Source organism: Sulfurospirillum sp. HTRB-L1 (assembly GCF_059415125.1).
This window is the reverse complement of record NZ_JCAHZR010000001.1, coordinates 357,414-383,792: the sequence shown is the minus strand read 5'-3', so window position 1 is coordinate 383,792 and position 26,379 is coordinate 357,414. Positions and strand designations below refer to the sequence as shown.

Genomic DNA, 26,379 nt, shown 5'->3' with positions numbered 1-26,379 from the left:
CACTACGCTAACGCTAAGTTCTCCCCAGCGGAGGACTCGCGCACCTTTAGTGCTTTGACCTCTTAAAAATGTGTTTTTAAGAGGTCTATTAATCTGTGCGACATCATCGGCATTTAGCGTAAAAATTTTACATACAGCCGTTTGGGGGCAGGGTAGCCCTCGATGGTTTTAGTGGCGTCGTTGGGGTCCAGGAAATTTTCCAAGCTCTCTCCCAAAATCCACTCTGTTTTACGTTGTTCGAGGCTATTTGTGGGGACAATATCTAGCACTTCCATACTTCCAAAACCCGCTTTCTCCCCCCAATTTTCCAAGGCTTTGATGGTGGGAATGTGGTAAATGTTGGGGATTTTTGAATAGGATTTACCCGGACACAGTGCCACGGGTTCGTCCCCGTCTATCATAAAGGTGTCTAAAAACAGCTCACCCTCTTTGGTGAGTCCCTTTGCGAGGGCTTTGAGTGCCCCTACTGGGTCGCTGCGGTGGTACAAAACGCCTAGGCACAACAAGGTGTCAAAACGGTGTTCGTATAAAGGCAAGTGCTCGATGCCAAGGAGTTCGTAGACAATCTGGGTTTGGGCAAAATGGTTGATGAAATCAAATTGGGTTTTGTATAAGGGCGAAGGGTCAAACCCCACAAGCAATTTCGGGTTTTTTTCCAGTAAGCGAAACAGGTAATAACCGTTGTTGCACCCGATGTCTCCGACGATTTTTCCCTCTAGGTTGAGGTGAGGGGCAAGCAAGTTGTATTTGATAAAGCTTTGCCATTCTGCGTCAATGAGGGTACCAAAAAGGTCAAAGGGCCCTTTGCGCCACGGACGTAGTTCCCAAGCCGCGCGCGCAATGGCTTCTTTGGCTTCTGTGTCAAAAGTGGGGTTTTCAAGAGTAAAACTGTCTTTACATGTAAAGGTGCTGCCCGTTGGGTCTGGAAGTGTGGCAAGTAAGTCGCGCAAGGGCGCAATGTTTTTCCACGTAAGCCACCCTTGGCGCTCTTGGCGAAGCGCATCAAGGGTCATTGACGAAGCTTTTTAGGGTTAAGATCACTAAAATCAACAAGGTTTTCATCACACGTTTTACGGTACACGCCCATTGAGTCATAATACTCTTTGCAATCGTTATAATAACGTGTGGAAACACCACGGTCGTTGAGGTATAAGCACCCTTGGAAGGTAAGGGCGAAGAGGATGAGTATTAATGCCTTTTTCATGGAAGAAATAGTAGCATATTGTTTTTAAAGTTTACGTAAAGGAAGCCGTGTGTCATCGGATGTTTTAGCGCGATTTAGCGCCTTGTGCACCATCCCTCATTGCAGTTTCGACACAGAAGCGATGCGCGCCCATCTCATACAAGAAGCAAAAGCCTGTGGTGCTTCTGTGCGCGTGGATAAAGCAGGCAATATTTTGGCGCAAAAAGGCGCGCCCAAGGTCTGTTTGCAAGCCCATTATGACATGGTATGCATGGGCAATGCACCGCGCATTTTACTCCAAGAAGAAGCGGGGTATTTGTGCGCCAAAGACGCTTCTTTGGGGGCGGACAATGGCATTGGCGTGGCGATGATGCTCTCCTTGTTGCACACCCAAGACCATTTAGAATGCCTCTTTACCAATGACGAAGAGGTGGGCCTTTTGGGTGCCAATGGGTTGGAATTGAAGGTTCAAAGCCCTTGTTTGCTTAATCTTGATAGCGAAGAAGAGGGGAAGGTGTTTGTGGGGTGTGCAGGAGGCGTGGACATCATTGGGACACTTCCTTTTGAATTTGCGGCACCGCCTAAGGCGTGGACACTTTATGAGGTTTGTGTTTCGGGGTTGCGCGGAGGACATTCGGGGATTCAGATTCATGAGAATATCCCCAACGCTATTGTATTGCTCGTCCACGCTTTGGCAGAGCAAGAATGCGCGCTTGTACACCTAGAAGGCGGGGAGCGGATTAATTCCATCCCCACCGCAGCACGCGCGGTTGTAATGATGCCAAAACCCTTTACATGTAAGGAAAGTTTCTTTACATGTAAGCCGCTTTTAGAGCCTTGTGAGAAGGTTTTGGCGAATTCTGATACAATACTCAAAACACTTTGTGCATTTTCGCAGGGTGTACGTGGGTGGGATGCGACCTTAGCGCTCCCGAGTCAAAGCATCAATCTTTCACTCCTTTTTTCGTCTGATACGTGTTTGCGTGTGGAATTTTTTGCACGTGCTATGCATAAAGAAGGGCTAGAAACCCTCAAAAATGAGACGAAAGCGCTGTTGGCGTTGGGCGGTTTTGCGGTGGCGTTTAAAGATGAAACACCTCCGTGGAAGCCCCACATTGGTCCGTTTGCTTTGGTGGTAAAAGAAGAAGCTGCGGCTGTTTGGGGAGAGGCGGAATTTGCGGGAATCCATGCGGGGTTAGAGTGTGGCGTGTTGCTCTCCAAGCATGATACTTCCCTTGAAGTGTGTTCCCTTGGGCCGCGCATCGAAGCCCCTCACACGGTGAAAGAGCGGTGTTTGGTAGCGTCTGTCCACCGCGTGGTTGAGATTGTCCAAAGAATTGTAACAAGGAAAACCTATGGCACTGCTTGAATCTGCTCTTGTCGAACTTGGAACGCCACTGCAACATTTTGCACTGGAAGATCCCAACGGTAAAGCGTACAGTTCAAAGGAAATGATGGGAAGCACGGGGTTGTTGATTTACGTTGTGTGCAACCATTGCCCGTACAATCAAGCCCTTTGGGAGCGTTTGGTGGAAGTGGCAGAGTTTGCCTCCAAGGTAGACGTGGGTGTGGTGGCGATTAACCCCAATATCCACCCTAACTACCCCGAGGATTCTCCAGCGCACATGCTTGATAAGATTGCCGAATTTAACCTTCCCTTTCCGTACCTCATCGACCACCATCAAAAAGTTGCGCGCTCTTTGAACGCAACGTGTACGCCCGACATTTTTTTGTTTGATGGCAAGGGGGCGTTGTTTTACCATGGGCGGGTGGATGATTACTGGAAAGATGCTAGCAAGGTTAAAAAAGAAGAGTTGCGTGAAGCGATTATGCACCTTTTTAGCGGCAAACAACCGCCGAAAGAACAGGTTCCCTCTATGGGCTGTTCGATTAAATGGATTGATACTATTACGGGGTAACCAATGAAAAAATCTCCACATATTGTGATTGTTGAAGATGAGGTGATTATTGCGCTAGATATGCAGCAATGTCTAGAAGAATTTGGGTATGTGGTGGATGACATGTGCACCAATACTGCCGATGCGTTAAAAAGCATTGAGGCCCACCGTCCTGATGCGGTATTGATGGACATTAAGCTTGAAAATGGGGAAGATGGAACACAGATTGTGCGCTATATCCAAGAAACCTTAGCCATCCCCGTGGTCTACGTAACGGCGCACAGCGACGAACAAACCCTGAAAAAAGCGCAAGTAACAAAGCCTTATGGCTACATCGTTAAGCCTGTGGATGAGCATCAGCTCAACAGTTCCATTCAAATCGCGTTGTTTAAAAGCAAGCACGAGCTCTCTCCTGCTTCGCGCGTGGTCTGTAAAAATAACCGTATTGTGCTAGCCAAAGGTTACCAATACGACTTGCTTGAACGTCAGATTTATAAAAACGACATTCCTATTGTGCTCACTAAAAAAGAGCGTTTATTGGTGGGATTGTTGGTGGATAATATGAATAAAACCATGACCTATGAAACCATTGAACGCCTTGTGTGGGAAGGAAAACCTGTTAATACGGCTACCTTGCGCTCATTGATTCGGCGGGTGCGTGGAAAATTGGGCGAAGATATCATCGAAAACGTTACTTCTACGGGGTATCGTATTCGCGTGCATAAGGCAAAATAGGGTTATTTTTTAAAGGTGATGGTGTAGCGCAATCCCCCTTCGTTTTGCACTTCAACCTTCCCTTTAAGTTGGTACTTGGTCAGTTCATGCACGAGTGAAAGTCCCAGCGAAAAAGATTGCGGGGTGCCTTCTTGTACGCTCTTCCCGCTGTCCTCTATGCGCAATTCAATCATCCCCTCCACCTCTTTCATTGCAACCCAAATATGCCCTTCTTCCCTCTCCTTAAACGCGTGCTTAAAGGCATTGGTGACGAGTTCGTTAACAAGCTGTCCGCAAGTGATAGCTTGGTCGATTTCCAAAAGCAATGCATCGCAACTGACAAAAAACGTAATGGTTTCACACTCTTCAGAAAAGGTTTTATTGAGGTTTTGGGCCAACGAGGCAAGGTAGTGCTTCATGTTGATTTTGTTAAAGGTTTTGGATGTGTACAAGTTGGTGTGAATGAGCTCCATGGTTTTGATGCGGTTTTGCAGGTCAACAAAGAGCGATTTTGTTTTAGGATCGGCAATACGCCGTGATTGCATTCGAATGAGCCCTGCGATGACGGCAAGGTTGTTTTTGACACGGTGGTGCACCTCTTTAAGGAGAATTGTTTTTTCTTGGTTGGAGATTTCTAGGTTCTTTTGGGTTTCATTTTTTTCTTTGATTTCTGCTTTGAGAGAGAATGTTTTGGCATCAATGAGTTCTTCAAAGTGCAAATTTAACATCTCAAGCCGTGTTTGTTGGGATTGGTTGGTGTGGGAAAGGGAGTTAAAACACCGCTCAATCAATAAGGCTTCGTTGGGCGTATGGCGCAAAGAGGGGTCTTCTTTGCGGGTTTTTTCAAAAAGAGTACATGTAAACCGCCGCAAAGACTTGGTGCAAAGCAAAACCCCTGCGGTTAAAAACAACGCACACAGCCCACCTAAGAGAAGAATCTCGTACAAAGGTAAGAAAGGTTGGGTGAGTTTTGTTTCAATCTTGCTTTGATTAAACACTACATGTAAGGTGACGGGTGGTGTGGCGTCAATAGTGCGCTCAAGGTGCAAAGGAGGAGAGGGAAAGGTGGTGTCTTCAAGGACGACGTGCAAGAATTCCTCCCCTTGCCTAGAGAGGCCGATGTAAAACATTTCTGGATTATTAAGCTGAAGCCTGCGCAACAAAACCAACAACGTCTCTTTGTCTTGGAGGTGCATTTGGGCTAACAAGGCAACATTTTGGATGTTTTTTTGGGCGACTTGGTGTATGTAGGATGTTTTAAGGTGGTGGTGTTGCGTCGCATAATGGGTTATGTGAAAAACAGTGAGTAAAAAAACAATACTAAGCCCGAGGAAAATCAAACGAAACTCTAAAGAGGTGTGACGAAAGGGTTGCAAGAAGGGCTGCAAGAAGGAAAAGCGCATTAGGCGGGCTTAAAGGTTTGGGTGGTTTGGCAAAATTCACGCACGAAACAATCGGTTTCGCATTTGGGGTTTTTAGCAGTGCAAATGTAACGCCCAAACAACACAAAGGCTTGATGGAGTGTGTGAAGGTCAGTTTTTAAAGCGTGAATCAACTCCTCTTCCGTTTTAGCAGGTGTTTTAGCGCGGCTAAGTCCTAGGCGGTGAGAAACGCGAAAAACGTGGGTATCGACCGCCATAACATTGGCCTTGGTGTATTCGATGAGTACCACATGGGCGGTTTTTTGTCCAACACCCGCAAGGCTCATGAGGGCTTTTTCTTCAAGGGGGATTTTGCCCTCGAATTCTTCCATCACACTGCACGCCATGGAGATGAGGTTTTTGGCTTTATTGTTAAAAAATGAACACGTATTGATCAGTGATGTCACCTCTTGAAGGTCTGCTTTTGAGAGGGCTTCGAGAGTAGGGAAGGCCTCAAAAAGAGCAGGAGTGATGAGGTTAACGCGCTTGTCGGTGCACTGTGCAGAGAGCATGACTGCCACGATAAGCTCGTACAAGGAACGGTAAGAGAGTTCAGAAACTGCCCCCTCGTATCGGGCTAAAAAACGTGTTTTTAAGGTGGCAATCGCGGCTTTTGTTGGACGTTTCATGGGGGACATTATAGCAGTATTTGAGAACGGTTTACTTCCCTTGGGCATAATCCCCCTTTAATGCCCAGTTGGCTACAATTTGGCAAAATATAACACTTCAAGGATAGCACATGCGAAAATGGTTACTCGGTACATCTCTTAGCCTCGCGGCAGCACTTAGTTTACAAGCAGCGGTTTATGCAACCGTTAATGGTGAAGACATAACAGACAAAGATATTGCAACCCTCATGCAAGCAATGCCCAATCAAGTTTCTTTTCATGCTCTTCCTGAGGAAGCACAGCAACAAGTCATTGGACAAGCCATTGAGCGCAAGCTTTTGACTGCCCAATCCAAAAAAGAAGGCATCGAAAAAGACCCTGCCTATCTTGAAGCCCTTGCCCAAGTAAAAGATGAAATCGCCCTTGAGATTTGGATGAAAAAAATCTACGATACAACAACCGTGAGTGAGGCAAAGCTTAAAGAATTTTACGCTCAAAATAGCGAAAAATTTGTTACACCTCCCCGCGTCAAAGCGCGCCATATTTTAGTACGAGACGAAGCTACTGCAAAAGGGATTATCGCGGAACTCAAAGGCCTCAAAGGGGCGGCGTTAAATGAAAAATTTAGCACCCTAGCGAAAGAAAAATCTACCGATGGTAGCGCGCAAAACGGTGGTGATTTGGGTTGGTTTGCCGAGGGTCAAATGGTAAAACCTTTTAGCGACGCCGCCTTTGCACTTAAAGCAGGTGAATTAAGCGCAACGCCTATTCAAACACAGTTTGGTTACCATGTTATTTTGACAGAAGAGAAAAAAGCAAATGAAAAAGTAAGCTTTGAAGAAGCCAAGGGTCAGATTGCTAATGCGCTTAAAATGGAAGCATTCCGTGACGCGGTTTCGGCTAAAGCCAAAGGGCTTCGCCAAACGGCTGATGTGAAAATGAAATAACGCTAGCGAGGGGTTGAGAATGGCAAAGCTTTTGGACATTGTTGGAGCGGGTGTGGTGCATGGAGCGGATGTGCAAAAACTCTTTGATCATGCAAAACAAGAGGGGTTTGCCTTGCCTGCGGTCAATGTGGTAAACACCCATTCGGTGAATGCGGTGCTTGAATCTGCCAAGGTTGCGGGGTCTGCCATTGTTGTGCAATTTTCCCACGGAGGCGCGCAGTTTTATGGGGGCAAAGGGATTGATGGCGATGAAGCCGCGCTTTTAGGAGCCATTTCGGGTGCTACCCATGTGCATTTGATGGCTGAAGCCTACGGCGTGCCCGTGATGCTTCACACCGACCACGCCGCACGCAAATTGTTGCCGTGGATTGATGCACTTTTAGACGCGAGCGAGCGCCATTTTGAACAAACGGGCAAACCCTTATTTAGTTCACACATGCTTGACCTCTCTGAAGAGCCTTTGGAGGAAAACATTGCTACGTGCGAGCAGTACTTGGCACGCATGAGTAAGATTGGCATGACCCTTGAAATCGAACTGGGTGTCACCGGTGGCGAAGAAGATGGCGTGGACAACACCCATGTGGACAACGCCTTGCTGTACACCCAGCCCAAAGAGGTGGCGTACGCGTACGAGCGGCTTTCAAAAATAAGCGACAAATTCACCATCGCCGCTTCTTTTGGAAATGTGCATGGGGTATATAAACCGGGAAATGTGGTGCTGCGCCCAGGTATTTTGGCCAATTCACAAGCGTATATTCAAGAGAGGTTTGGCACAGGTGAAAAACCTGTGAATTTCGTCTTTCATGGCGGGTCCGGCTCAACGCTAGAAGAGATTAAAGAAGCGGTAAGCTATGGCGTTGTAAAGATGAATATCGACACCGATACCCAATGGGCATTTTGGGATGGTGTGCGAGGCTACGTCAAGCAATACCACGCTTATTTGCAAGGGCAAATTGGTAATCCCGAAGGGGAAGATAAACCCAATAAAAAGATTTATGATCCGCGCAAGTGGCTTCGCGAAGGCGAAAAAAGCATGGTCAAACGCCTGCAAACTGCCTTTAGCGACCTTAATGCGCTCAATCGTTTGTAGGGTTGCTGTGTTAAAACCCTTACTTGTAAGAGGTAAAAATGTTCTCAAAAAGTCTTGTGACAAACCTTATTTGTGCGGGGTTGGTCGCCCTTTCTTTTGTTTTTGATTTAAAACCTTTATTGATGGCGGGTTTGTTTGGGCTCTCGGGAGCCTTGACAAACCAGCTAGCCGTGCACATGCTCTTTGAAAAAGTACCTTTTTTATACGGTTCTGGCGTGATTTTATTGCGTTTTGAAGCCTTTAAAGAAGCGGTGAAGACCCTTATGATGGAGCAGTTTTTTACCCAAGAACAGCTTGATGCCTTTTTTGCCAACGAAGAAAAACGTCTTGACCTTTCACCGCTCATCGAAGGGACGGATTTTTCCCCTACGTTTGACGCGCTTTCTCAAAGTGTGATGGAGTCAAAATTTGGGTCGATGCTTGGGATGTTTGGTGGCGAAAAAGCACTAGAGAGCTTGCGTGAACCTTTTTCAAATCGCTTGCGCGAATCCCTCAAAAAACTGGTTTCTAGCGATGCGTTTAGTGCGCAAATGCACGAAACCTTGCACCGCTCTTCCCTTGGTGAAGATACCTTGGCGATGGTAGAAGAGATTATCGAAAAACGCCTCAACGAGCTAACGCCTGTGATGGTAAAAGAGATGGTACAGCGGCTTATCCACGAACATTTAGGATGGCTTGTGGTGTGGGGAGGATTTTTTGGTGCTCTCATTGGATTACTAAGTTCTTTAGTGCTTTAGCTTGCGGTGCGCGGGCTTCCTGCCGAAGGAAACTCAGCGTTAGCGTAGTCTTTAGAGCTTTGCTTTAAAGGCGTATCAAAGTAAAAAAGGGGGTTACATGCATACACCCGAGATTTCACTTCCATCACTTTCGCTTCAAAAAAACACCACCAACCACTGTTTTTTTACCTACCTTAAAATCATCGCCCTTCCTGCTGTTGTTTACATGTATTTCGTTTTTGGCTATGTGGGCGTGTTGGATTTTCGCGTGGGCGGACACAGTGTGGTGCTCATTGGGCTTATCTTTGCCGTTGCCTTGGTGTTTGCGCGTCACAACGGTGCCTTTGGCGCGTGTTATTTTCGCAAACACCAAGAAGAATTTCGCGCAGAACTTAAGGCTTATGTGGTGAAAAACCTCATGCGCATTGGGGAAAGTACCAAGTCAAACGCTTCTTTTGAAGATTTTATCACGGCCTACTCGCAACGAATTCGCAATGATAATTATGCTTCCGTGGGAGCGGGGATTTTTCCCACGATGGGGATTTTAGGGACGTTTATTTCTATCGCTATGACCATGCCCGATTTTTCGTCCCAGACTGCCGATGCGCTTGAGCAGGAGATTAGTTTGCTGCTCACGGGGGTAGGTACGGCTTTTTACGTGTCGATTTACGGGATTTTGCTCTCCTTGTGGTGGATTTTCTTTGAAAAACGTGGGTTGAGCGTTTTTGATAAGGATATTGCGGCGATAAAACATGAGAGCTTGGCTTTGTTTTGGACAAAAGAAGAGATAGAACAAGCGTATTTGAGGGAAAATCTTCAACATTTTGAAAAGATTGGGAACATGTTTGAGCGTTTGAGCTCCAATGACTTTTTTGAACGTCTTGGCAAAAGCATCGAGGAAAAATTTGAACTCTTTGATAGCATGCTTTCTTTGGAGGCACAATCCGTGCGCATGGGTGCAGAACACCTTAAGGCGGGGATGGAAGCCCTTAGTACGTCCCAAGAAAAACAGCGTGATTTGGGGGTTTTGCACGGACATATTTTGGACGCGGTGCACCAATTGACCCTCTCGGTCACGGCCTTGCAAGAGGGGCTGTTTAAGGCGCGTGAACATGCTGCAAAAGCCCAAGAAGAGAGTGCTAAAACCTTTCACGAAGGTGTGCGCTTGATGGGAGAACAGCTTGAGAAAAATGCCTCCAATACAGAAGCTACGATGCAAGCCTTTGCGCAAAATTTTGCGGCCTTGCTTAACGGGTTTAAGGAAGAGGCCTCTATGTTTGGGCGCGATGTGCCAAAAAACAGTGAAGTGGAAGCCTTGCGCGAGAATTTACGGATGATTGATGCTGAGACCGAGCAAATCATCAAAAAGCTTGACGGTCTACGGTAATGCGCTTCAAACGTTCCGCTAGCTCAGATCAAAATTTTTGGGTGGCGTATGCGGATTTGATGGCAGGGTTGCTCTTTGTGTTCATCCTCCTCATTGGCGCGATTGTGGTCAAATACGTCTTTATGCAAGGGGATTTGCGCGCTATTAAAACGGATTTAGACGAGCAAAAACGGATTTTGCAACTTAGTGAAGAAGAGTTGGCCCAAAAAAAACGCGATGTGGCGAGCGTGACAGACCAACTCATCGCTACGCGTGCGCAAAATGTGGAGCTAAGTTTTACAAAAGCCCAACTTGAAAAAGCCTTGCGCGACCTTCATGCGCAAGCTGATACTACAGAAGCTTCCCTTGCCGCTGCGCGCGCTTTGTTGGCCGAACAAGGAGAAGAACTCAAAGAAGCGCGGGAAGGATTGGTGCTCTCTGTGCAAGAAGTGGCGGCGTTGAAGTTGCTTTTACTAGAGGAAACGCAAGCCAAAGAAGAGGTGCAAGAGGCCTTACATGTAAGCCGTGAAAAGAGCGCAGCGTTGAGCAATATGATTGCGCTAAAAGAGGGGGAGTTGGCCCTCTTGGCTAAGACGCTGCTTGATAAAACCCTAGCCCATCAAAAATTGGTAGAGGATTTGGATTTGACTAAGGCGCGCATCCAAAACCTGACGGGCATCCGCATCGCGGTGATTGCCCAACTTAAAGAAAAACTGGGCAATAGGATTGACGTGGACGCCGCAAGTGGCGCCATTAGGCTTCCTTCTTCGGTGCTTTTTGATGTGGGTTCGTACACGCTAAAGTCCGAGGCTATAGCCACGTTGCAGTCCACTCTTTTGCCGTACTTGGAAGTGCTTTTGGGGGATGGAAATATTCGAGAGCATTTGGATCGGATTGTGATTGAGGGGCATACAGACTCGGATGGGTCTTACATGTATAACCTCGACCTCTCCCAAAAACGTGCCCTTTCGGTGATGGCCTTTTTGTATGAGTGGCGCAAAGAGGATGCCACTTTGTTGCAACGGTACGTGAGCGCGAGTGGGCGTTCTTTTAGCGACCAAATTTACACCAATGGCGTGGAAAACAAGGAAGCTTCACGGCGGATTGAGATTAAATTTAGCATTTCTAACAAACAAGCCATGAGTGAGATTGAGACATTTTTAAAGGGAGAATATTGATGGAATACGACGTAAAATCGGAGATTTTAGGTTTTGAGAAGATGAGCCGCGTGCGCCTTAGTATGATTGATGAAACCTTTGCCTCCTTGCGGGATGTGAGCAATGAAAAGATTTCATTTACCCTGGTTAATCCTTTTAAACTCAGGGAATATACGGTCAATATTCCGCCGTTTATTAACGCGTTATTGGAGATTGACGCGGGAACAAAGGTGGGGGTTTATGGTATCGTTGTTTTGCAACATCCCCTGGATGAATCGCGTGTGAATTTTCTGGCCCCACTGATTTTTAACCACGACAATCAGACCGTTGCCCAAGCGGTTTTGGCACGCCAAGAGTATCCAGAATACGGTATGGCCGAGAGTATTCGCTCACTTATGGAGGAGTCCTAATGCCTTATGTAAACATTAAAATCACCGAAGAGGGTGCAACCAAGGAACAAAAAAAAGAACTTATCGCAGGTGTTACGGATTTGCTTGTGCGCGTGCTTGGAAAAAACCCTGCCACGACGGTGGTGGTGATTGACGAGGTGCCTTTGGAGAATTGGGGGATCGGGGGAGAGAGCGTGGAAGTGTTGCGAAAAAAACAGTAAGATAGAGGCGTTTGGGCTGTTTTAAAGACCCAAAACCTAGGAGAAAAACGTGCAAAAGAGTAGATTTCACTTTCCCGACCCCCATGAACATGTGGCGTGGAGAAAGAAAGTATTTGAAGTTATTTTCGCACACAATACGCGTGCGGGTACTGCCTTTGATGTGACGTTGATTGGGATTATTTTGGCCAGTGTGATGGTGGCACTGATGGACTCAGTGAGCGTGTTGCAAGGGCATTTTAGGGACACGTTTCTTCTTCTTGAGTGGGTGTTTACGCTTCTTTTTACACTTGAATACGTGGTGCGTTTGAGCGTGGTGCAAAGTCCTTTGCGTTTTGCCCGTAGTTTTTACGGTGTGATTGATTTGCTCGCCTTGTTGCCCATGTTTTTATCTCTTTTTATCCCCGGCACGCAATACCTTGCCGTGCTGCGCGTGCTGCGTATTTTGCGTATTTTTGAAGTGCTACACATGCGCCGCTATACACAAGAAAGTAGCATATTGCTGGATTCTTTGCAAAACAGTTGGCGTAAGATTCTTGTATTTTTATTGGCCATGCTGGCCATTATCACCGTCTTTGGCGCGCTTATTTTTTTAATAGAAGGGCCAGAAAATGGCTTCACAAGCATCCCGCTTTCGATGTATTGGGCGCTTGTGAGTGTTTCTACTGTGGGGTACGGAGACCTCGCGCCCGTGACTGTTTCTGGACGCTTGGTGGCTTCGGTGTTAATCTTAATAGGTTATGGCATCATCGCTGTACCAACGGGGATTTACACGGCAGAATTGGCCTCTTCTTTGCGCGAAAAAAAAGACGGACGCGCGTGTTCGCAGTGTGGCCAAACCCAACACCGTTTGGATGCTAATTTTTGTTTTCACTGCGGCTATGATTTTTCAAAATCTTCATAAGGGAAGCGTTATGTTAAAAACGCTTCCAAAATCCGGTAAAGAAAATAAGAAAAAAAGTGTAGATTTCTAGCCTTCCCGCAATCATACCTAGCGCCAAGACAAAGGCTTCCGCATCACTAAAAAAAGCATAATGTTGCGCTGGCCCCACTAAGGCAAACCCCGGACCTACATTTCCCACACAAGCAATAGCAGCAGAAATGCTTGTAAGTGCGTCATAGCCTGAAGCAAACAAGAAGATGACAATCATGGCATTGGTTAAAATAAATAACATTATAAATCCAAAAGTCGCCGTTATAAGGGAGGTGCTAACCAGATTTTTATTCATAAATATCCCAAAAATGGCATTGGGGTGGATGATTTTTTTGATTTCTCCAAATGCAACCTTGGAGATAATAATAAAACGCACAACTTTTACGCCGCCTGAAGTTGACCCGCCGTTTCCCCCGATAAGCATGGCGACAAAACACACGGCAACAGCCGATTGTCCCCACATTTCATAGTCAGTTGAAGCAAAGCCCGTGGTAGTTAGCAAAGAGGCGATGTTGAAAAAAGCATGGGTTAGTGTGTCGAAAAAAGAAAGCTCGGCAGCCACAAGTCCAACAATGGTGAGGGCAAAAGCAAGAAAAAGAAAGATAGCCCCATACCAGCGGGTCTCCTCATAACGATACCCTTCGGTGCTTCCTTGGAGGAGTTTGAAATGTGCTAAGAAATTGACACCTCCAAGTAGCATAAAGCACGTTGTTGTCCAAAGAGCTAATGGGGTGTCAAAAAACGCTCCAAATGAGTTGTTTTTGGTTGAAAAACCACCGGTGGAGAGTGTACAAAAAGCGTGATTGAGGGCGTCAAAAAAACTCAAACCTTGCAGGTAGAGCAAGAGTGTGTTGAGACAGGTTAGGGCAAAATAAATTGCCCAAAGCATGAGCGCGGTGTCTTTGATTTTAGGGGTTATTTTTTCCAGTTTTACCCCGCTAGCTTCGGCCTTGAAAAGGGCCAATGAGCCACTGGGATTAATGAGTGAAAAAAGCCCGACGCCCAAGACTAAAATCCCCATGCCACCAAGCCATTGCATTAAAGAACGTAGCATTAAAAGTGCGTAAGGAAGCGCTTCAATGTCGGTAAAAACCGTGGCTCCTGTGGTCGTAAAACCGCTAATGGCTTCAAAGAAAGCTTGCATGGGACGAATGTCGCTATAGAGCCACAAAGGAACACCCCCTGCAACCCCCGCAAGTAACCAGATAAGATTGACTCCCAAAATTCCTTCTTTAAGGCTTAGGGTAAACGTGTGGGTGCGTACACTCAGGAAAAGCGCGCCATTGAGTCCAATAAAGCATGCAACAAACACGCCAAATTGTGACATATTCTCATCATAGTAAACCCCTGCACCTATAGGTAAAAGCAAAAATATCCCCAAGGCCACCCCTGTAATGCTGAGCAATTTGGCAATATTTTTTACAGAATATTTATCCACGTGCGGACTCCTTCTTCATGGATACGTTTGGCAAAAGCAAACAAGGTAAAAGGTTCATCGGGATTAAGTGCTTGAAAGCTTGTACTCAGGTGATTGTGTTGCATGTAAAAAATCAACGCCTCGGGCGCTGGATTTTTGGAAAGAGAGAAAGGAACTTTTTCAAAACGCCGCACAAAGGAGAGTGCACTTCCTCCGCAAAAATGCCGCTCCTCTACCATGACATTGGAATTAATAATCTCCATAATGGCGTAAAAAGCATTCATTTTTGGCCCCCTTAGGGCAATAATGCCCAAAGTGTGCATGAGCCGATAATGCTCGATGTCATTATTAACAGCGATGACGCGCTTAATGCCAAGTTCTTTGGCTTCAATGCACTTAACGATGTTTTCATTGTCATTGGCAGTAGCAGCAATAAGTATATCAGCACTTGTAAGCCCCTCTTCTTGATAGAGGCGGTAATCTCCATATTTGCTGTTAATAACCGTTGCGTTGGTTTGCAACAGTTGGGAGGCTTGAGTGCAAAGCCCAAGGTCTTTTTCGATGAGCTTGATGGTCATGCCACTTTCAATGAGTGCTTTGGCAATCTCAATGCCTAGTATATTTGCCCCAAAAATAACCCCACATCTGTTTTTTCGTATTGGCGAGTTTTGGAGCTTTTCTCCAAGGGCTTGGATGGCCTCAGGGATTCCGAAACAAAAAATGACATCATTGGGTTGGAGTAGTTCTTGAGCGCTAGGGATGAAAAAATCGCCTTCTCGGTCAACCCCCACGATTTTAATCGCTTCTGAGGCAAGTGAGGCCAGAAGAATAGGTTGAGTATTGGTTATATTTGTGCGGATACTGATGAGTTTTTGAGGAAAGCCTTTAAAACATTTGACATTGTTGGCGATGGGGTTTAGGGCAAGGGATTTTACTGTCTCGGCGACCGTGTTAAAGGGAAACACAGCATCGGTGATGCCGATTTTTGAAGCAATGGAGCTTTTGGCAAAAAACTGATTTTTTAAGCGAATGATTTTACGTTTCACCAAAATCTTCTCATCGGCAATCAACGAACACACCAGGTTGATTTCATCCGAATCGGTTACGGCTATGAAAAAATCATAGGTCTTCCCTTTAAGGGCTTCGTAACTTTGGGGGTCTTCCACGTTGGCATAAAGCGTCAGAGCATCAATGCTCTCATTGAGTCTTTTAAGTGCCTCTTCGTTTTGGTCCATAATAATAACATCATGTTTTGGGCTTAGGGTGCGGGCAAGGCGAAAACCCACCCTTCCAGCACCCGCAATAATAATGGTCATGCATTACTCCTGTAGTTGAAAAAATCGGTACCCGATACTTGATTCGGTTTGGATATATTTGGGTCGTGTTGTGTCGGCTTCAATCTTTTTGCGCAACGTATTGATATAGGTGCGAAGGTATTGGGTTTGGGTTTGGTACCCCACACCCCACACTTCTTTAAGGATGTGCTTGTGGGTTAGGACTTGGTTGGGGTGGCGCATAAAAAACTGCAATAAAGAAAACTCAGTAGGGGTGAGTTTAATAGGGATGGCATTTTTTGTGAGTGTGTGGTTTTGGGTGTTGAGGATTAGCTCTCCTGCTGTGTAGCTACTTTGTATCAGAGGTGCGCTACCACTTCTTCGACTGGCTGAACGTATGCGCGCAAAAAGTTCTTTGGCAGAAAAAGGCTTTGTGACATAATCATCCGCTCCTAAATCTAAGCACGCTATGATTTCTGCTTCCTCTTGCCGTGCCGAGAGGATGATGATGGGAATATTAAGGTCTTTTCGGATGGTTTGAATAAGGGTTTTTCCGTCTCCATCGGGCAAGCCAAGGTCGAGAATGACTGCCTCAAAAGGGTGCGCGCGTAAAAGACGCAACGCAACATTTTTGGAGTTGGCTGCCAGTGTTTTTGTGTGTTCTTGCTCAAAAAAACGCGCAAGCAAGGTAGCAATAGCGCGATCATCTTCAACGATGAGAATCATGTATTTTCCTTGAAAAGACGGGGTGGATGTTTGAGTACAGGAAGTGTGATGTAAAAAACAATACCCCCATGTTGTGAAACTGCCTCTATGCTTCCTTTGTGTGCTTGAACGATTTTTTTGCAAATAGAGAGTCCAATGCCACTTCCTTTGATATCTGCAGCCGTTTCAAGACGGTAAAAAATGTCAAAAATATTGGCAATTTCGGTTGCGTTAACGGGGGAAGCGTGGTTGAAAAAACGAATATAAAAAGCCTTATCTTTGGCGTAGGTGATTTTGATATGAACGGCTTGATTGGGAGGAGAATATTTAAAGGCATTATCCAGTAGATTCACAAATAAGCGCACAAGAAGCTCTTGGTCACCCCAGTACAAAGGCAGGTCATGTTGAAGCGAAAGCTTCAGTTTGTTTTCATCGTGATAAAATTCTTGCAAGGCAACACCCAAACTGTCTTCTAAATCGCACCAGTCCATTCTTAACGCCGAATCGCCCCCTTGAAGGCGCGCATTGTCAAGCAAACTGGCAACCAGACGGTTCATTTGCTCGCTAGAGGTTTTGATTTCTTGCAAAATATCTAACTGAGATTGGAGGGAGAGTTTAGGTTGTTCTAAAAGCAAGGTTGTGTTTCCAAGAATGGAAGAGAGTGGGGTTTTTAGGTCATGGGAGAGTGTGTTAAGAAGAATCTCCTTAATCTTGCTTGCTTGAATTTTTTTAGCTTGAGAAGTTACTAGGCCACCCACGATAAAGAAAATAAGAAAACTCCAAAGGTAAAACACATCATCCACCGTGAAGCTGTATAGCGGTGGCACATACAGCACATTGAGCAAAATAACTGTGATTAAAGAGGCTAGAAATGTTGCTATCATTTTGCCCCTAAGGGCAATCACTAAAACAGGAATCAGGTGCAAAAGCGTAATGTTGATCAGTTCGAGATAGGGCCGTAAAAGGTGGCTAAAAAGTGTCACAAGCCCAAGTATGATGATAAAAATAAAATAATGGCGATTCATTAAAATAATGTTTGCGCGAGTTTTAATGCAATAAGACCAATAAGTATCACCAAAATAGTATCCCCGCCTACATACAGTAAAATTGTCGATAGTGAGTCCATTTGAACCCCCTTTGTGTTTACATGTAGAGGATTATACCCCGCATGGTGTCAAAAAAATATCAAAATTTTACGATGTGGATTAAAGTCTTGGGCTTGGCGGGGCGATAAAATATCCTTGGGTGTAGTGGATGCCGATGGCTTTGATTTTTTCGTAAATAGCGAGGGTTTCCACGTACTCGGCGATGGTTTTGATGCCAAGGCGCGAAGCAAAAGCGTGGATGCTTTCTACGATAGCGAGCGAGTTGGCGTCAAAGAGAATGTTTTGAATCAACGAACCGTCGATTTTGATGTAATCCACATTGAGCTTGGCCACGTGCTGAAAGTTGGAAAATCCTGAACCAAAATCGTCGATGGCTATCTTGGCGCCGTAGTGTTTGATTTCTTGGACAAAACGCGCAACCAATTCGTAATCATCAATCCGCTCTGTCTCCACAATCTCAAACACTACGCGGTTGCCGTGGCCATATTTTTTGAGTTTTTCAACGATGAGGGAGTTGATGGAGTAATCCATAAGATCGCTTTCTGAGAGGTTGATGCTAAAATCAAAGGGCTTGTTTTGCATAAACTCAAAGGTTTTTTCAATCATCGTTTCGGTGAGTTGGAAGTATTGGTGTGATTTTTTAGCCACGTCTAAAAAGAAGCAAGGAGCGATGGGCTCATCGTTGGCATCAAGCATGCGCACAAGGGCTTCGTATTTTTCTATCTGCCCTGTGGTGTTGTTGAAGATGGGTTGGAAGTAGGGCACGATTTTATCTTGCGCAAAGGCTTCTTTGAGGCGATTGGCCCATTCGATATTGGTGGCAAACTTGGCCTGCGTTTCTTGGGACTCATCAAAGGTTAGGAGGGGTTTTTGCTTTTTCTTGGCTGTTTTGAGGGCAATATCTGCTTCCACGAGGGCTTTTTCTCCTGAAGTATTGATTGTTAACCCAGCGCTAGTACTAACGCTAATGCGCCGCGCCGCGCTCAGGTCAAAAAAGAGCTCTTGGTTCATGGTTTCTAGGAAAAATGTGGTGGTTGTGATGACGGATGCCTCGTCGAGAAAATGAGGGAAGAAAAGGGCGTATTCATCGGCGGAAAGTTTAAAGACGCTGACATTTTTCGTTTTACCAAGCTTTCCAAGACGTTCGCCGTACTCTCTTAAGAGCTTATCTCCTGTTTTTACCCCGTAAAAATCGTTGATTTCTTTAAAGTCGTTAATATTAAAAAGCGCCAATGAGCCCGTACGTGCAATGGAAAGGGCAGTGGTGAGGCTTAGACGATTGGGAAGCTGGGTGAGTTTGTCGGTATGGAGTTGACGGCTTAGCTCTTCTTTACCTTTTTCCAAAAGACGTTTGTAATGCTCTAATGGTGTGATGTCTGTCATGGTGACAACACACTCTTCTTTTGTTCCTCTTAGGGAATTTGCAAGCAAGGTAAAGATGTATTCGTGGCCATTTTTAATAATCATCGCTTTTTGGGGGGTGGCAGCATGTTGAACCTGCATAAGCCATTCGCCATTTTCTGTTTTGTGTACAAAATCACTTTGTTCCACGGGTTCAAAAAAATCACACACGCAGCGGTGTTCTTTTTTAAACGCTTCTAAGGTTGCATAGGCGTCAAAGAAGTCAAAAAAGGTGGCGTTGGCGTAGTGAATATCTTCACCAGAAGTAACAAAGACAAGGGAGGGTTGGGCGTTTAGGATGTCGTGGTAGCGCTGTTTTTGATGCAAGAGCGTTGCATTTTTTTCACGCAAGGTTTGACTCATGGCATTGATGTGTTGGCTTAAGGCAAAGGTTTCTTTGGAGGTTGAAAGGGCGAGGGGCGGGGTGTCAAGGTTGGTTCCTAATTCTTCAAGGTGTTTAAAAAGCCGCGCAAAAGGTTTTTGAATGACGATGCGAATGACCAGTAAAAGAAAGATGATAATCACAACCATCAACACAGAAATCGTGGCGGAGACAAGAAGGGAGTTGTTGGTAATGATGTGTTGTACAACACTGCTCTCTTTTAATAAAACAAGCTCCCAATTCCACGGGTAAAAATAGTGTTTATAGGCAAAATAACCGTTTAGTTTTTGAAAAGTTTGGGGTTTGAGCGTAGAGACAAGGGGCAAGGGGTTTTCAACGGGAGTGAGGTGGATTTTTTGTTGTTCTGGGAGCAAAATATACGCTTGGTAAGCACTGCTTTGGAGAAGCTTGCGCAAGCGGTTGATGCTCTCTTCTTGGGCGGCAGTACTGGCGCTTTGGAAAAAAGAAGGATTTTTACCAAAAGTCAAAAACAAGGTTTCAAAGTCTGTTTTGAGGGCATATAAAAGGTGGTTAGAAAAAAGCACCATCTCTTCTTCTTGTTGGGTGTAAATGCGCTTATTGAGGTTGTTTTCAATAACACGTGTCCCAAATAACACGCACACGATACAGATAAAAAAGATAGGATAGGCCAATTTGGAACGAATGGAAATGCGGCGACCTAGGGCATTGGAGATAATCATGGAGACACCGTTTTAAGGTACAAAGCCAAGACTTCTTCGTACGCACTTGGGTTTGGCAAAGCGGCGCCGTATTTGAATGCACCCGCCCACGCCTCCATGCGTTGGGCGTCTTTTCCTTCGGGTTCAAGAAAAAGGAGAGCATCTTGAATCTCTTGAACCAAGGCACCTGAAAGCGCGGCAGACCCTACCCATAAAAATCCAGGCAAGGCTTCGCTACGGCCTCGCTCGATGAGTCCTAAGTGTTTGTACTCATTAAAGACAGAGCTTTTTACTCCGCCGCTATGGGCTTCGCCGAGGAGGAGTTTTAAAATGACGTTGGTGTGGGTGTCGGCATAAACATAAGGAAGCGTTTCAAGGGCGAGGCCTTCGCGTTTTAAAAGGTATGACATGCTTAAAAATCCACAGGTGGAAAGGGGTTGGGTGAGGGCGATGGTGTGCTGTTCAAGGGGTAGATTGCGCGCATGATGTGCAGTGATGAGGCTACACGTATAGGTGCTTTTTCCCTCTTCGTTTAAAAACTGGACAATGGGTTGCACGGGGATGTTCTTGTGCAAAAGTTGGGCATAGGGGAGGGGGCCAAGGTGGGCGATGTCAACATGGTTTTTGGCGAGGGCTTCGAGTATTTTTTCATAATCGGTGAAGTAGACAATCTCAAACGTCACGTCTAATTTTTGAGACAAAAAGGAAAAAATTCCTTCGTATTGTTGCAGTACAATTTCAGATTTAAGCATGGGAAGTGGCGCAAAACGCAAGGTGTGCGGTTTGGCGAAGAGCAAGGCGCTAAAACACAGGAAAAGAAAAAAGATGTTGCGCATACAAGGCCTCGTGCGTGATGTTTGTGTAACAATTTTTGGTTAGTGTATCATAAGGTTATTTTTTTTAACCTTATGTGAAAAAATGCCATTAAACCAGTCTACATGTAAACTCTGCTACAATCCCAAAAAAGTACCACCACTAGGACTAAATATGCACTGTATTTATACACACGAGAGCACGTTTAAGGAACAGTTTCAAACCCTTTTAGGACGTGGAAAGATGGACATGCGCACCGTAACGCCCGTGGTGCAAAGTATCATTGAAGAGATTCAAACACGGGGCGATGAAGCCCTTAGTGAGCACATCGCGCGGTTTGACAAATGGAAACCTAGCGCGCCTAGCCACATGCGCATCGACACAAACGCCATGAAAGCGGCTTACGAAGCACTGGATGCGACCCTTAAAAGTGCTTTACATGTAGCCTATGAGCGCATTCGTACCTACCACCAAAAACAGCTTCCAAAATCGTGGATGACGTACGAAGAAAACGGCACTGTGTTGGGACAAAAAGTCACCCCAGTGGACAGGGCAGGGCTGTACATCCCCGGAGGAAAAGCGGCCTATCCAAGCTCCCTTCTCATGAACGCCATTCCCGCCCTTGTGGCAGGCGTGAAGGAGATAGTGGTGTGCACCCCTGCGCCGAATAATGAGCTAAATCACCTCTTGCTTGCGGCCTTGCATTTGTGTGGCATCACCCATGCCTACAAGGTGGGCGGGGCGAGCGCCATCGCGGCCATGGCGTATGGCACAGGTACGATTCCTAAGGTAGATGTCATCACCGGACCGGGCAATATCTTTGTAGCAACGGCGAAAAAAATGGTCTATGGGGATGTGAACATTGACATGATTGCTGGACCCAGTGAGATTGGGATTTTGGCGGATAGTACCGCTAATCCCCGCCTTGTAGCCATTGATTTGCTCTCCCAAGCAGAGCATGATGAGATGGCAAGTTCTATTCTTATTACCCCAGATGAGGCGCTGGCAAAAGCGGTGATAGAAGAGGTAAAAGCCTATTTGCCCAATCTTAGCCGCGAAGCCATCGCGCGTGAGTCTATCCAAAAACGCGGTGCTTTCATTGTTGTGCGCGACATGGACGAAGCGGTGGCACTCATGAATGAAATCGCCCCAGAACACTTGGAGGTGATGACGCTAAATCCCTTTGATTTGCTTCCTAAAATCCGCCATGCGGGGGCGATTTTCATGGGGCACCATACGCCCGAACCCATCGGGGATTACATTGCTGGGCCTAACCACACCCTTCCCACAGGGGGCACGGCACGGTTTTATTCGCCTTTAAATGTGGAAAATTTTATGAAGAAATCTTCCATCATTTCCATGAGCAAAGCAGGGCTTGATGCCATTGGCCCTGCCTGCGCACTCTTGGCAAACTGCGAAGGGTTAACTGCCCACGAAGCCTCTTTAAAAGAGCGCTTGAAATAGTAAAAAGGCTTTACATGTAAAGCTAACTTTAATTTATTTAGCAATATTTAAGGTTTCTTTGACGCTTTTTTAATTATACTTTTGACACTTTTGTGCCAAAGGTTTTCCCCATGCATTTTTCTTCGTTTTGGAAGCGGTTTGTGCAACTGCTTACTTTTATAAACCTTCCTATTCGTCGTAAATTTACCTTTTTTGGCGTTGGTACCTTGTTTTGGTTTATGGTTATTGGCGTTTTGGCCGTGGGGTCATTGACCTTCGTGCATTTTCGCTACTCCCAAGTTTCTAGCACCGCCTTGCCCAGTTTGCGCCTTGCGTTGGCCTTGCAGCCTTTGATGCAAGGAAGCATCGAAGGGGCGCGCGAAGAGCGAAGTGACAAGGTTTTAGCAAATTTGCACCAGATGTACCAGCACGTTTCCATTGCGCTCATGAAGCCTTCAGACGCGCTAGGGGAGGGCAATGTCTTTGAAGTGTTAAACCGTGCCCTTGCACGGGAAGATGAACAAGGAGCGGCACTGCTAAAAACCCTTTTGGGGCAGATTCAAGAGACCAGTGAAGTTGTTTTAAACGGGGAAGCCTTGCACGCTTCGCTTTTAAGAGCAGACACCACGCTGGGTGCCTTTTTGGCCCACACCAACACCCAGTTTGCCCGCTACGAGGGGCAGATTAACGACACTATTCGTATCGCCATCAACACCATCGCTTTGGCGATTTTTATCGCTTCGATACTCCTGTTCATCTTTACCCGTTGGCTGACCAACGCCTTTGCTCGACCCATCGCGCAAATTACCGACCAGATTCATGCTATCGGGATTGGGGAGGTGGATTTGGGTAAAAAAATGCAAGTCACCTCAGAGGATGAGATTGGCACCCTCTCTAAAGAGTTCAACGCCCTTGTGGACACGATTTACGGGGTGACGGTGTTTAAAAAAGTCATCGAAGAAGACAGCTCCTTGGAGATGGTCTACACCCGTTTGGCAGAAGTCTTTGAGCGTCAAGCGGGCATGAAGGCGTGCCGTATTTTTGACATCAATAACGCTAAAAACACCATGCGCCTTGTGGAGCCTGCCCTTGGGGGCGAAGAGGCCATGTTGTGCGCCCCTGAAATCTTGCACGATGCGTGCTTGTGTCGGGCGAAAAAAACTGGTCATACCATCTCTTCTTTTGAGTTTGAGGGCGTGTGCCGTCAGTTTAGGGAAACCCAAACCCACCACCACGTGTGCGTTCCTTTGGTGGCAGGCGGGCGCTCAAGCGGCGTGGTGCAGTTTGTCTTTTCAAAGGCAGAAGAGGGCGATGGGGCGAGAGTGCAAACCCAACTTTTCAAGGCGCAAACCTACATCAAACACTCCCTTTCGGTCATCGAAACCAAACAGCTGATAAACACCTTGCGCGAATCCTCTTTGGTAGACAGTCTAACAGGCTTGTACAACCGACGCTTTTTGCAAGACCACTCGACGCAAATCATCTCGGGGGTCTTGCGGCGCGGTAAGCAAATTGCACTTTTAATGTGTGACATGGATTATTTTAAGCAAGTCAACGACGAACACGGCCATGATGTGGGTGACACGCTTCTTAAGGAGACTTCACGCATCTTGCAAGGCGCCATCCGTGAATCAGACGTGGTGATTCGTTTTGGTGGCGAAGAATTTTTGATGTTATTGGTGGATGTGGAAGCGGGTGAGGGGATGGAAGTAGCAGAAAAGATTCGCAAAAAAGTGGAAGAGACGAGCTTTAAGATTCCCACAGGCGTGTTGAAAAAGACAATAAGCGTGGGGGTGTGTGAGTTTCCCCACGACACAGACGGTTTTTGGCACGCCATCAAATTTGCCGACGTGGCACTCTACCAAGCCAAAGCCCAAGGGCGCAACCGCTGTATACGCTTTACGGAAGAAATGTGGGACCAAGCGGGAGGGTTTTAACCCCGCTTGGCGTAAAAATCCCGATAAAACCCTTCAAATTTTCCTGCCAAAATGGCCTGACGCATTTGCTTCATGAGGCTCAGGTAATAGTGCAAGTTGTGCAAGGATGCAAGGCGAAAAAAGGTCAATTCGCGGGCGCGGTAGAGGTGGCTGAGATAACTGCGCGAATACCGCTTACATGTAAAGCAATCGCACGCGGGGTCGATGGGCAACTCGTCCGTTTGAAAGCGGGCGGCTTTGATGTTGAGCTTCCCAAAGCTGGTAAAAAGCGTGCCATTGCGCGCGTTGCGCGTGGGCATCACGCAATCAAACATATCTACCCCCCGTTTGACGTTTTCGACCAAATCTTCAGGGGTTCCAACACCCATGAGGTAGCGAGGTTTGTGGGTGGGCATCAAAGGCGTGGTGAGCTCTACGGTGTCGTACATGGCTTGGTTGGGTTCGCCCACACTAAGCCCTCCAATGGCAAACCCATCAAAATCCATCTCGCACAACTGGGTGGCACTGATACGGCGAAACTCAGGGTCGGTGCCCCCTTGGATGATGGCAAAGATGTTTTGGTCTTGCGCCTTTCCTTGGGCTTGATTGGCGCGGTGGTAGGTGATGGAACGTTTGGCCCAGTCAGTGGTGCGTTCGATGGAAAGGGCGATGCGCTCCTTTGTGGCAGGAAGCGCAACGAGGTCGTCTAAAATCATCATAATGTCGGAGTTTAGGTTGCCTTGAATGTCGAGGACTTTTTCAGGGGTAAAGTAGTGGGTGGAGCCATCAATGTGGCTTTTAAAGGTGATGCCATCTTTGTCGGCTTTGGAGATGTCGCTCAAACTAAAGGCTTGAAACCCGCCACTGTCAGTCAAAAAACTACGGTCGTAGTGGGTGAAGCCGTGCAAGCCTCCCATCTTTTGCACCACGTTATCGCCAGGACGCAAGTAAAGGTGGTAGGTGTTGCCTAAAATAATCTTGGCATCAAGGATGTCGGTCATGTCGTGGGCGTCAAGGCTTTTGACACTGCCCACAGTGCCAACAGGCATAAAAACAGGGGTTTGGATGGTGCTATGTGCTGTGGTAAGGGTGCCTGCGCGGGCGTGCCCGTCGGTTGCTTCTAAGTCAAAGTGCATTTTGGTATACTATCCTTTTTTTATGGAGCAGCAATGAAGAAGATTTTGATTATTGCCGATGGCATTCTAGCGAAACATTTTTTAGAAAGAGTTATGGCACACAAAGGCAGTGAGAACCACTACACCGTGGTGACGTACCGTCAAAAGACCTTGCCAGAAGGCCTAAAAATCCCCGAAAATTTTAAGTTCTTAGATTTTGACCCCACCAGCGAACCCAAGCTTTCGTTGGTACTTCACAAAGAGTTTGCACAGATTATGATTTTGGTGAGCAAGGAACTTGACGCCATCGCTTCGTACCACAACATTCGCAAAATCGACCCAAAAATTCAGATTGTACTGATGGACCGTTGGGGCGTTTCTTTGGAAGATGAAAACTTGCTCATGATTGATTCGCGGGAGGTGTTGGCGTCGCGTTTTTCAGATTATCTTCCTAACATGCCTGTGATTGCTCAAAACGTAGGCCTTGGAGCCGGGGAAATCATGGAAATCCAAATCCCCATCGGTAGCGCGTACGTGTACCGTCATATCGCCAGTATCCAACAAAAAAAGTGGCGCATTGTGGCTATTTATCGCAATAATGCGCTTATTTTGACGCGCCCGACACTCATGATTCAACCCAACGACGTTATGCTCGCCATCGGCGATCCGATGGTATTGATGAATGTGTTTAAAAGTGTCAAGCAAGAAATCGGCCAATTTCCCTCACCTTTTGGCAACAACATCTACTGCCTCATCGACATGCAACGCATGAATGAATCCCAAATGCGCGATATTCTCAATGACACCATGTTATTGCACTCAAAAATCAACAGTAAAAAGTTACATGTAAAGCTCATCAACCCCAAACCTTGCGAGATGCTTGAAAAACTCAAAACCCTCCCCAATGGGCACATTAACGTGAGCGTGGATTATTTTGCCACCACGCCCGCCGCCGTATTGCTCAAAGATGTGGGCGCGTACGATGTGGGGTTGGTGGTGACAAGCAGCGCGTATTTTAAGGCATATAAACGCTTGTTTTACCGTACAAAGTTGCCGGTGTTTAAGATTGGAAAGTGGGGCTTTTCAAGCCTCAAAACAGGGGCAATCTTGGCCAGCGATAGCGAGGAGATTGAAAAAGAATCATCCGTTATTTTGGATTTTTCTTCGCAACTCAATCTGGAAGTCAATCTGTACCATTACGACCCTGAGAAAAAGAGCCAACGTAGCAGTTTGGTGGAGCATTTTGAAAACCTTTCCAAGCTGTTTGATAAGGACGTAGAGGTGATTCAAGATGATGAAATCAATCCCATCATCCGCCTCCAAAACCGTCAAGATTTACTGCAATTTGTTCCGTTTTATGAAAAAATCGTGAACCATTCGCCTTTTGCAATTTTTTCCACAGATTTGGAACAACTTTCTCACCGCCTTGACAAAAGCTACCAACTCTTTATCCCAACCAGTTCATAGCCCTTTTTAAGGGCTCTTG

Annotated in this window: 25 protein-coding genes; 14 read left to right on the top strand and 11 right to left on the bottom strand. The window is 46.3% G+C overall.

Features of this window, described 5'->3' with window-relative positions:
* Window positions 1-113: 113 nt before the first annotated feature.
* On the bottom strand, window positions 114-1,013 hold the full coding sequence (gene cmoB, locus AC5SLM_RS01805) for a tRNA 5-methoxyuridine(34)/uridine 5-oxyacetic acid(34) synthase CmoB (protein WP_495249214.1): 900 nt from the start codon (window positions 1,011-1,013) through the stop codon (window positions 114-116).
* Window positions 1,010-1,204, bottom strand: coding sequence for a hypothetical protein (locus AC5SLM_RS01800; protein ID WP_495249213.1), 195 nt, complete (start codon window positions 1,202-1,204; stop codon window positions 1,010-1,012). Before AC5SLM_RS01800 ends, cmoB begins: the two co-directional genes overlap by 4 nt.
* Window positions 1,205-1,253: 49 nt before the next feature.
* On the opposite strand from AC5SLM_RS01800, the gene AC5SLM_RS01795 reads away from it, so the two are divergent.
* Genes AC5SLM_RS01795 through AC5SLM_RS01785 form a run of 3 tightly spaced genes read left to right on the top strand, consistent with a single transcriptional unit; the run spans window position 1,254 to window position 3,816 of the window.
* Window positions 1,254-2,552 (top strand): M28 family peptidase, encoded by a 1,299-nt coding sequence (locus AC5SLM_RS01795; protein ID WP_495249212.1) that lies wholly within the window; start codon window positions 1,254-1,256, stop codon window positions 2,550-2,552.
* Window positions 2,539-3,102, top strand: a complete 564-nt coding sequence (locus tag AC5SLM_RS01790; protein ID WP_495249211.1) for a thioredoxin family protein — start codon at window positions 2,539-2,541, stop codon at window positions 3,100-3,102. The genes AC5SLM_RS01795 and AC5SLM_RS01790 overlap by 14 nt, the downstream gene beginning before the upstream one ends.
* A 3-nt stretch (window positions 3,103-3,105) precedes the next feature.
* Window positions 3,106-3,816 (top strand): response regulator, encoded by a 711-nt coding sequence (locus AC5SLM_RS01785; RefSeq protein WP_495249210.1) that lies wholly within the window; start codon window positions 3,106-3,108, stop codon window positions 3,814-3,816.
* A gap of 2 nt (window positions 3,817-3,818) precedes the next feature.
* On the opposite strand, the gene AC5SLM_RS01780 is transcribed toward AC5SLM_RS01785, so the two are convergent.
* Both AC5SLM_RS01780 and AC5SLM_RS01775 read right to left on the bottom strand, forming a co-directional pair.
* Window positions 3,819-5,198, bottom strand: coding sequence for a sensor histidine kinase (locus AC5SLM_RS01780; RefSeq protein WP_495249209.1), 1,380 nt, complete (start codon window positions 5,196-5,198; stop codon window positions 3,819-3,821).
* The gene (locus tag AC5SLM_RS01775) at window positions 5,198-5,845 is read right to left on the bottom strand and encodes an endonuclease III domain-containing protein (RefSeq protein WP_495249208.1); all 648 of its coding nucleotides are present in this window, start codon (window positions 5,843-5,845) and stop codon (window positions 5,198-5,200) included. Before AC5SLM_RS01775 ends, AC5SLM_RS01780 begins: the two co-directional genes overlap by 1 nt.
* A 110-nt stretch (window positions 5,846-5,955) precedes the next feature.
* On the opposite strand from AC5SLM_RS01775, the gene AC5SLM_RS01770 reads away from it, so the two are divergent.
* From AC5SLM_RS01770 to AC5SLM_RS01735, 8 genes are all read left to right on the top strand, one after another.
* A complete protein-coding gene (locus AC5SLM_RS01770; RefSeq protein WP_495249207.1) occupies window positions 5,956-6,771 on the top strand; it encodes a peptidylprolyl isomerase in 816 nt (271 codons plus the stop codon).
* 19 nt (window positions 6,772-6,790) lie between these two features.
* The gene (fbaA, locus tag AC5SLM_RS01765; protein WP_495249206.1) at window positions 6,791-7,861 is read left to right on the top strand and encodes a class II fructose-bisphosphate aldolase; all 1,071 of its coding nucleotides are present in this window, start codon (window positions 6,791-6,793) and stop codon (window positions 7,859-7,861) included.
* Between the two features lie 38 nt (window positions 7,862-7,899).
* On the top strand, window positions 7,900-8,598 hold the full coding sequence (locus AC5SLM_RS01760) for a DUF445 domain-containing protein (RefSeq protein ID WP_495249205.1): 699 nt from the start codon (window positions 7,900-7,902) through the stop codon (window positions 8,596-8,598).
* 97 nt (window positions 8,599-8,695) lie between these two features.
* Window positions 8,696-9,964, top strand: a complete 1,269-nt coding sequence (locus AC5SLM_RS01755; protein WP_495249204.1) for a MotA/TolQ/ExbB proton channel family protein — start codon at window positions 8,696-8,698, stop codon at window positions 9,962-9,964.
* On the top strand, window positions 9,964-11,121 hold the full coding sequence (locus AC5SLM_RS01750) for an OmpA family protein (protein WP_495249203.1): 1,158 nt from the start codon (window positions 9,964-9,966) through the stop codon (window positions 11,119-11,121). Before AC5SLM_RS01755 ends, AC5SLM_RS01750 begins: the two co-directional genes overlap by 1 nt.
* A complete protein-coding gene (gene fliW, locus AC5SLM_RS01745) occupies window positions 11,121-11,510 on the top strand; it encodes a flagellar assembly protein FliW (RefSeq protein WP_495249202.1) in 390 nt (129 codons plus the stop codon). Before AC5SLM_RS01750 ends, fliW begins: the two co-directional genes overlap by 1 nt.
* On the top strand, window positions 11,510-11,710 hold the full coding sequence (locus tag AC5SLM_RS01740; protein WP_495249201.1) for a tautomerase family protein: 201 nt from the start codon (window positions 11,510-11,512) through the stop codon (window positions 11,708-11,710). Before fliW ends, AC5SLM_RS01740 begins: the two co-directional genes overlap by 1 nt.
* A 49-nt stretch (window positions 11,711-11,759) precedes the next feature.
* Complete coding sequence (locus AC5SLM_RS01735) at window positions 11,760-12,611, top strand: ion transporter (protein ID WP_495249200.1); 852 nt, start codon at window positions 11,760-11,762, stop codon at window positions 12,609-12,611.
* A gap of 13 nt (window positions 12,612-12,624) precedes the next feature.
* Here the strand turns inward: AC5SLM_RS01735 and AC5SLM_RS01730 are convergent, their stop codons facing one another.
* The 6 genes from AC5SLM_RS01730 to AC5SLM_RS01705 all read right to left on the bottom strand — a co-directional run bounded on the left by AC5SLM_RS01730 (window position 12,625) and on the right by AC5SLM_RS01705 (window position 20,442).
* Complete coding sequence (locus AC5SLM_RS01730) at window positions 12,625-14,079, bottom strand: TrkH family potassium uptake protein (RefSeq protein ID WP_495249199.1); 1,455 nt, start codon at window positions 14,077-14,079, stop codon at window positions 12,625-12,627.
* Window positions 14,061-15,374 (bottom strand): NAD-binding protein, encoded by a 1,314-nt coding sequence (locus AC5SLM_RS01725; protein WP_495249198.1) that lies wholly within the window; start codon window positions 15,372-15,374, stop codon window positions 14,061-14,063. The genes AC5SLM_RS01730 and AC5SLM_RS01725 overlap by 19 nt, the downstream gene beginning before the upstream one ends.
* A gap of 3 nt (window positions 15,375-15,377) precedes the next feature.
* Window positions 15,378-16,058, bottom strand: coding sequence for a response regulator transcription factor (locus AC5SLM_RS01720; RefSeq protein ID WP_495249197.1), 681 nt, complete (start codon window positions 16,056-16,058; stop codon window positions 15,378-15,380).
* Entirely contained in the window at window positions 16,055-17,062 is a 1,008-nt protein-coding gene (locus AC5SLM_RS01715; protein ID WP_495249196.1) for a sensor histidine kinase, read from the bottom strand. The genes AC5SLM_RS01720 and AC5SLM_RS01715 overlap by 4 nt, the downstream gene beginning before the upstream one ends.
* A 180-nt stretch (window positions 17,063-17,242) precedes the next feature.
* Entirely contained in the window at window positions 17,243-19,627 is a 2,385-nt protein-coding gene (locus AC5SLM_RS01710) for an EAL domain-containing protein (RefSeq protein WP_495249195.1), read from the bottom strand.
* Window positions 19,624-20,442: a PhnD/SsuA/transferrin family substrate-binding protein gene (locus tag AC5SLM_RS01705; RefSeq protein ID WP_495249194.1), complete on the bottom strand. Its 819-nt coding sequence runs from the start codon at window positions 20,440-20,442 to the stop codon at window positions 19,624-19,626. Before AC5SLM_RS01705 ends, AC5SLM_RS01710 begins: the two co-directional genes overlap by 4 nt.
* Window positions 20,443-20,593: 151 nt before the next feature.
* Here AC5SLM_RS01705 and hisD point away from each other — a divergent pair, with 151 nt between their 5' ends.
* Window positions 20,594-21,883 (top strand): histidinol dehydrogenase, encoded by a 1,290-nt coding sequence (gene hisD / locus AC5SLM_RS01700; RefSeq protein WP_495249193.1) that lies wholly within the window; start codon window positions 20,594-20,596, stop codon window positions 21,881-21,883.
* Between the two features lie 110 nt (window positions 21,884-21,993).
* The gene (locus tag AC5SLM_RS01695) at window positions 21,994-23,799 is read left to right on the top strand and encodes a GGDEF domain-containing protein (RefSeq protein WP_495249192.1); all 1,806 of its coding nucleotides are present in this window, start codon (window positions 21,994-21,996) and stop codon (window positions 23,797-23,799) included.
* On the opposite strand, the gene tgt is transcribed toward AC5SLM_RS01695, so the two are convergent.
* Entirely contained in the window at window positions 23,796-24,914 is a 1,119-nt protein-coding gene (gene tgt / locus AC5SLM_RS01690; protein ID WP_495249191.1) for a tRNA guanosine(34) transglycosylase Tgt, read from the bottom strand. The genes AC5SLM_RS01695 and tgt overlap by 4 nt on opposite strands.
* A 33-nt stretch (window positions 24,915-24,947) precedes the next feature.
* Here tgt and AC5SLM_RS01685 point away from each other — a divergent pair, with 33 nt between their 5' ends.
* On the top strand, window positions 24,948-26,360 hold the full coding sequence (locus AC5SLM_RS01685; protein ID WP_495249190.1) for a COG3400 family protein: 1,413 nt from the start codon (window positions 24,948-24,950) through the stop codon (window positions 26,358-26,360).
* Window positions 26,361-26,379: the final 19 nt, after the last annotated feature.

Bases quoted from the DNA above. Each gene is read 5' to 3' on its own strand.
- fbaA (WP_495249206.1), top strand. From the start codon at position 6,791: ATGGCAAAGCTTTTGGACATTGTTGGAGCGGGTGTGGTGCATGGAGCG.
- AC5SLM_RS01740 (WP_495249201.1), top strand. From the start codon at position 11,510: ATGCCTTATGTAAACATTAAAATCACCGAAGAGGGTGCAACCAAGGAA.
- fliW (WP_495249202.1), top strand. From the start codon at position 11,121: ATGGAATACGACGTAAAATCGGAGATTTTAGGTTTTGAGAAGATGAGC.
- AC5SLM_RS01705 (WP_495249194.1), bottom strand. From the start codon at position 20,442: ATGCGCAACATCTTTTTTCTTTTCCTGTGTTTTAGCGCCTTGCTCTTC.
- AC5SLM_RS01710 (WP_495249195.1), bottom strand. From the start codon at position 19,627: ATGATTATCTCCAATGCCCTAGGTCGCCGCATTTCCATTCGTTCCAAA.
- hisD (WP_495249193.1), top strand. From the start codon at position 20,594: ATGCACTGTATTTATACACACGAGAGCACGTTTAAGGAACAGTTTCAA.
- AC5SLM_RS01760 (WP_495249205.1), top strand. From the start codon at position 7,900: ATGTTCTCAAAAAGTCTTGTGACAAACCTTATTTGTGCGGGGTTGGTC.
- AC5SLM_RS01775 (WP_495249208.1), bottom strand. From the start codon at position 5,845: ATGAAACGTCCAACAAAAGCCGCGATTGCCACCTTAAAAACACGTTTT.
- AC5SLM_RS01800 (WP_495249213.1), bottom strand. From the start codon at position 1,204: ATGAAAAAGGCATTAATACTCATCCTCTTCGCCCTTACCTTCCAAGGG.
- AC5SLM_RS01770 (WP_495249207.1), top strand. From the start codon at position 5,956: ATGCGAAAATGGTTACTCGGTACATCTCTTAGCCTCGCGGCAGCACTT.
- AC5SLM_RS01695 (WP_495249192.1), top strand. From the start codon at position 21,994: ATGCATTTTTCTTCGTTTTGGAAGCGGTTTGTGCAACTGCTTACTTTT.
- AC5SLM_RS01715 (WP_495249196.1), bottom strand. From the start codon at position 17,062: ATGAATCGCCATTATTTTATTTTTATCATCATACTTGGGCTTGTGACA.
- cmoB (WP_495249214.1), bottom strand. From the start codon at position 1,013: ATGACCCTTGATGCGCTTCGCCAAGAGCGCCAAGGGTGGCTTACGTGG.
- AC5SLM_RS01780 (WP_495249209.1), bottom strand. From the start codon at position 5,198: ATGCGCTTTTCCTTCTTGCAGCCCTTCTTGCAACCCTTTCGTCACACC.
- AC5SLM_RS01725 (WP_495249198.1), bottom strand. From the start codon at position 15,374: ATGACCATTATTATTGCGGGTGCTGGAAGGGTGGGTTTTCGCCTTGCC.
- AC5SLM_RS01685 (WP_495249190.1), top strand. From the start codon at position 24,948: ATGAAGAAGATTTTGATTATTGCCGATGGCATTCTAGCGAAACATTTT.
- tgt (WP_495249191.1), bottom strand. From the start codon at position 24,914: ATGCACTTTGACTTAGAAGCAACCGACGGGCACGCCCGCGCAGGCACC.
- AC5SLM_RS01720 (WP_495249197.1), bottom strand. From the start codon at position 16,058: ATGATTCTCATCGTTGAAGATGATCGCGCTATTGCTACCTTGCTTGCG.
- AC5SLM_RS01750 (WP_495249203.1), top strand. From the start codon at position 9,964: ATGCGCTTCAAACGTTCCGCTAGCTCAGATCAAAATTTTTGGGTGGCG.
- AC5SLM_RS01790 (WP_495249211.1), top strand. From the start codon at position 2,539: ATGGCACTGCTTGAATCTGCTCTTGTCGAACTTGGAACGCCACTGCAA.
- AC5SLM_RS01785 (WP_495249210.1), top strand. From the start codon at position 3,106: ATGAAAAAATCTCCACATATTGTGATTGTTGAAGATGAGGTGATTATT.
- AC5SLM_RS01755 (WP_495249204.1), top strand. From the start codon at position 8,696: ATGCATACACCCGAGATTTCACTTCCATCACTTTCGCTTCAAAAAAAC.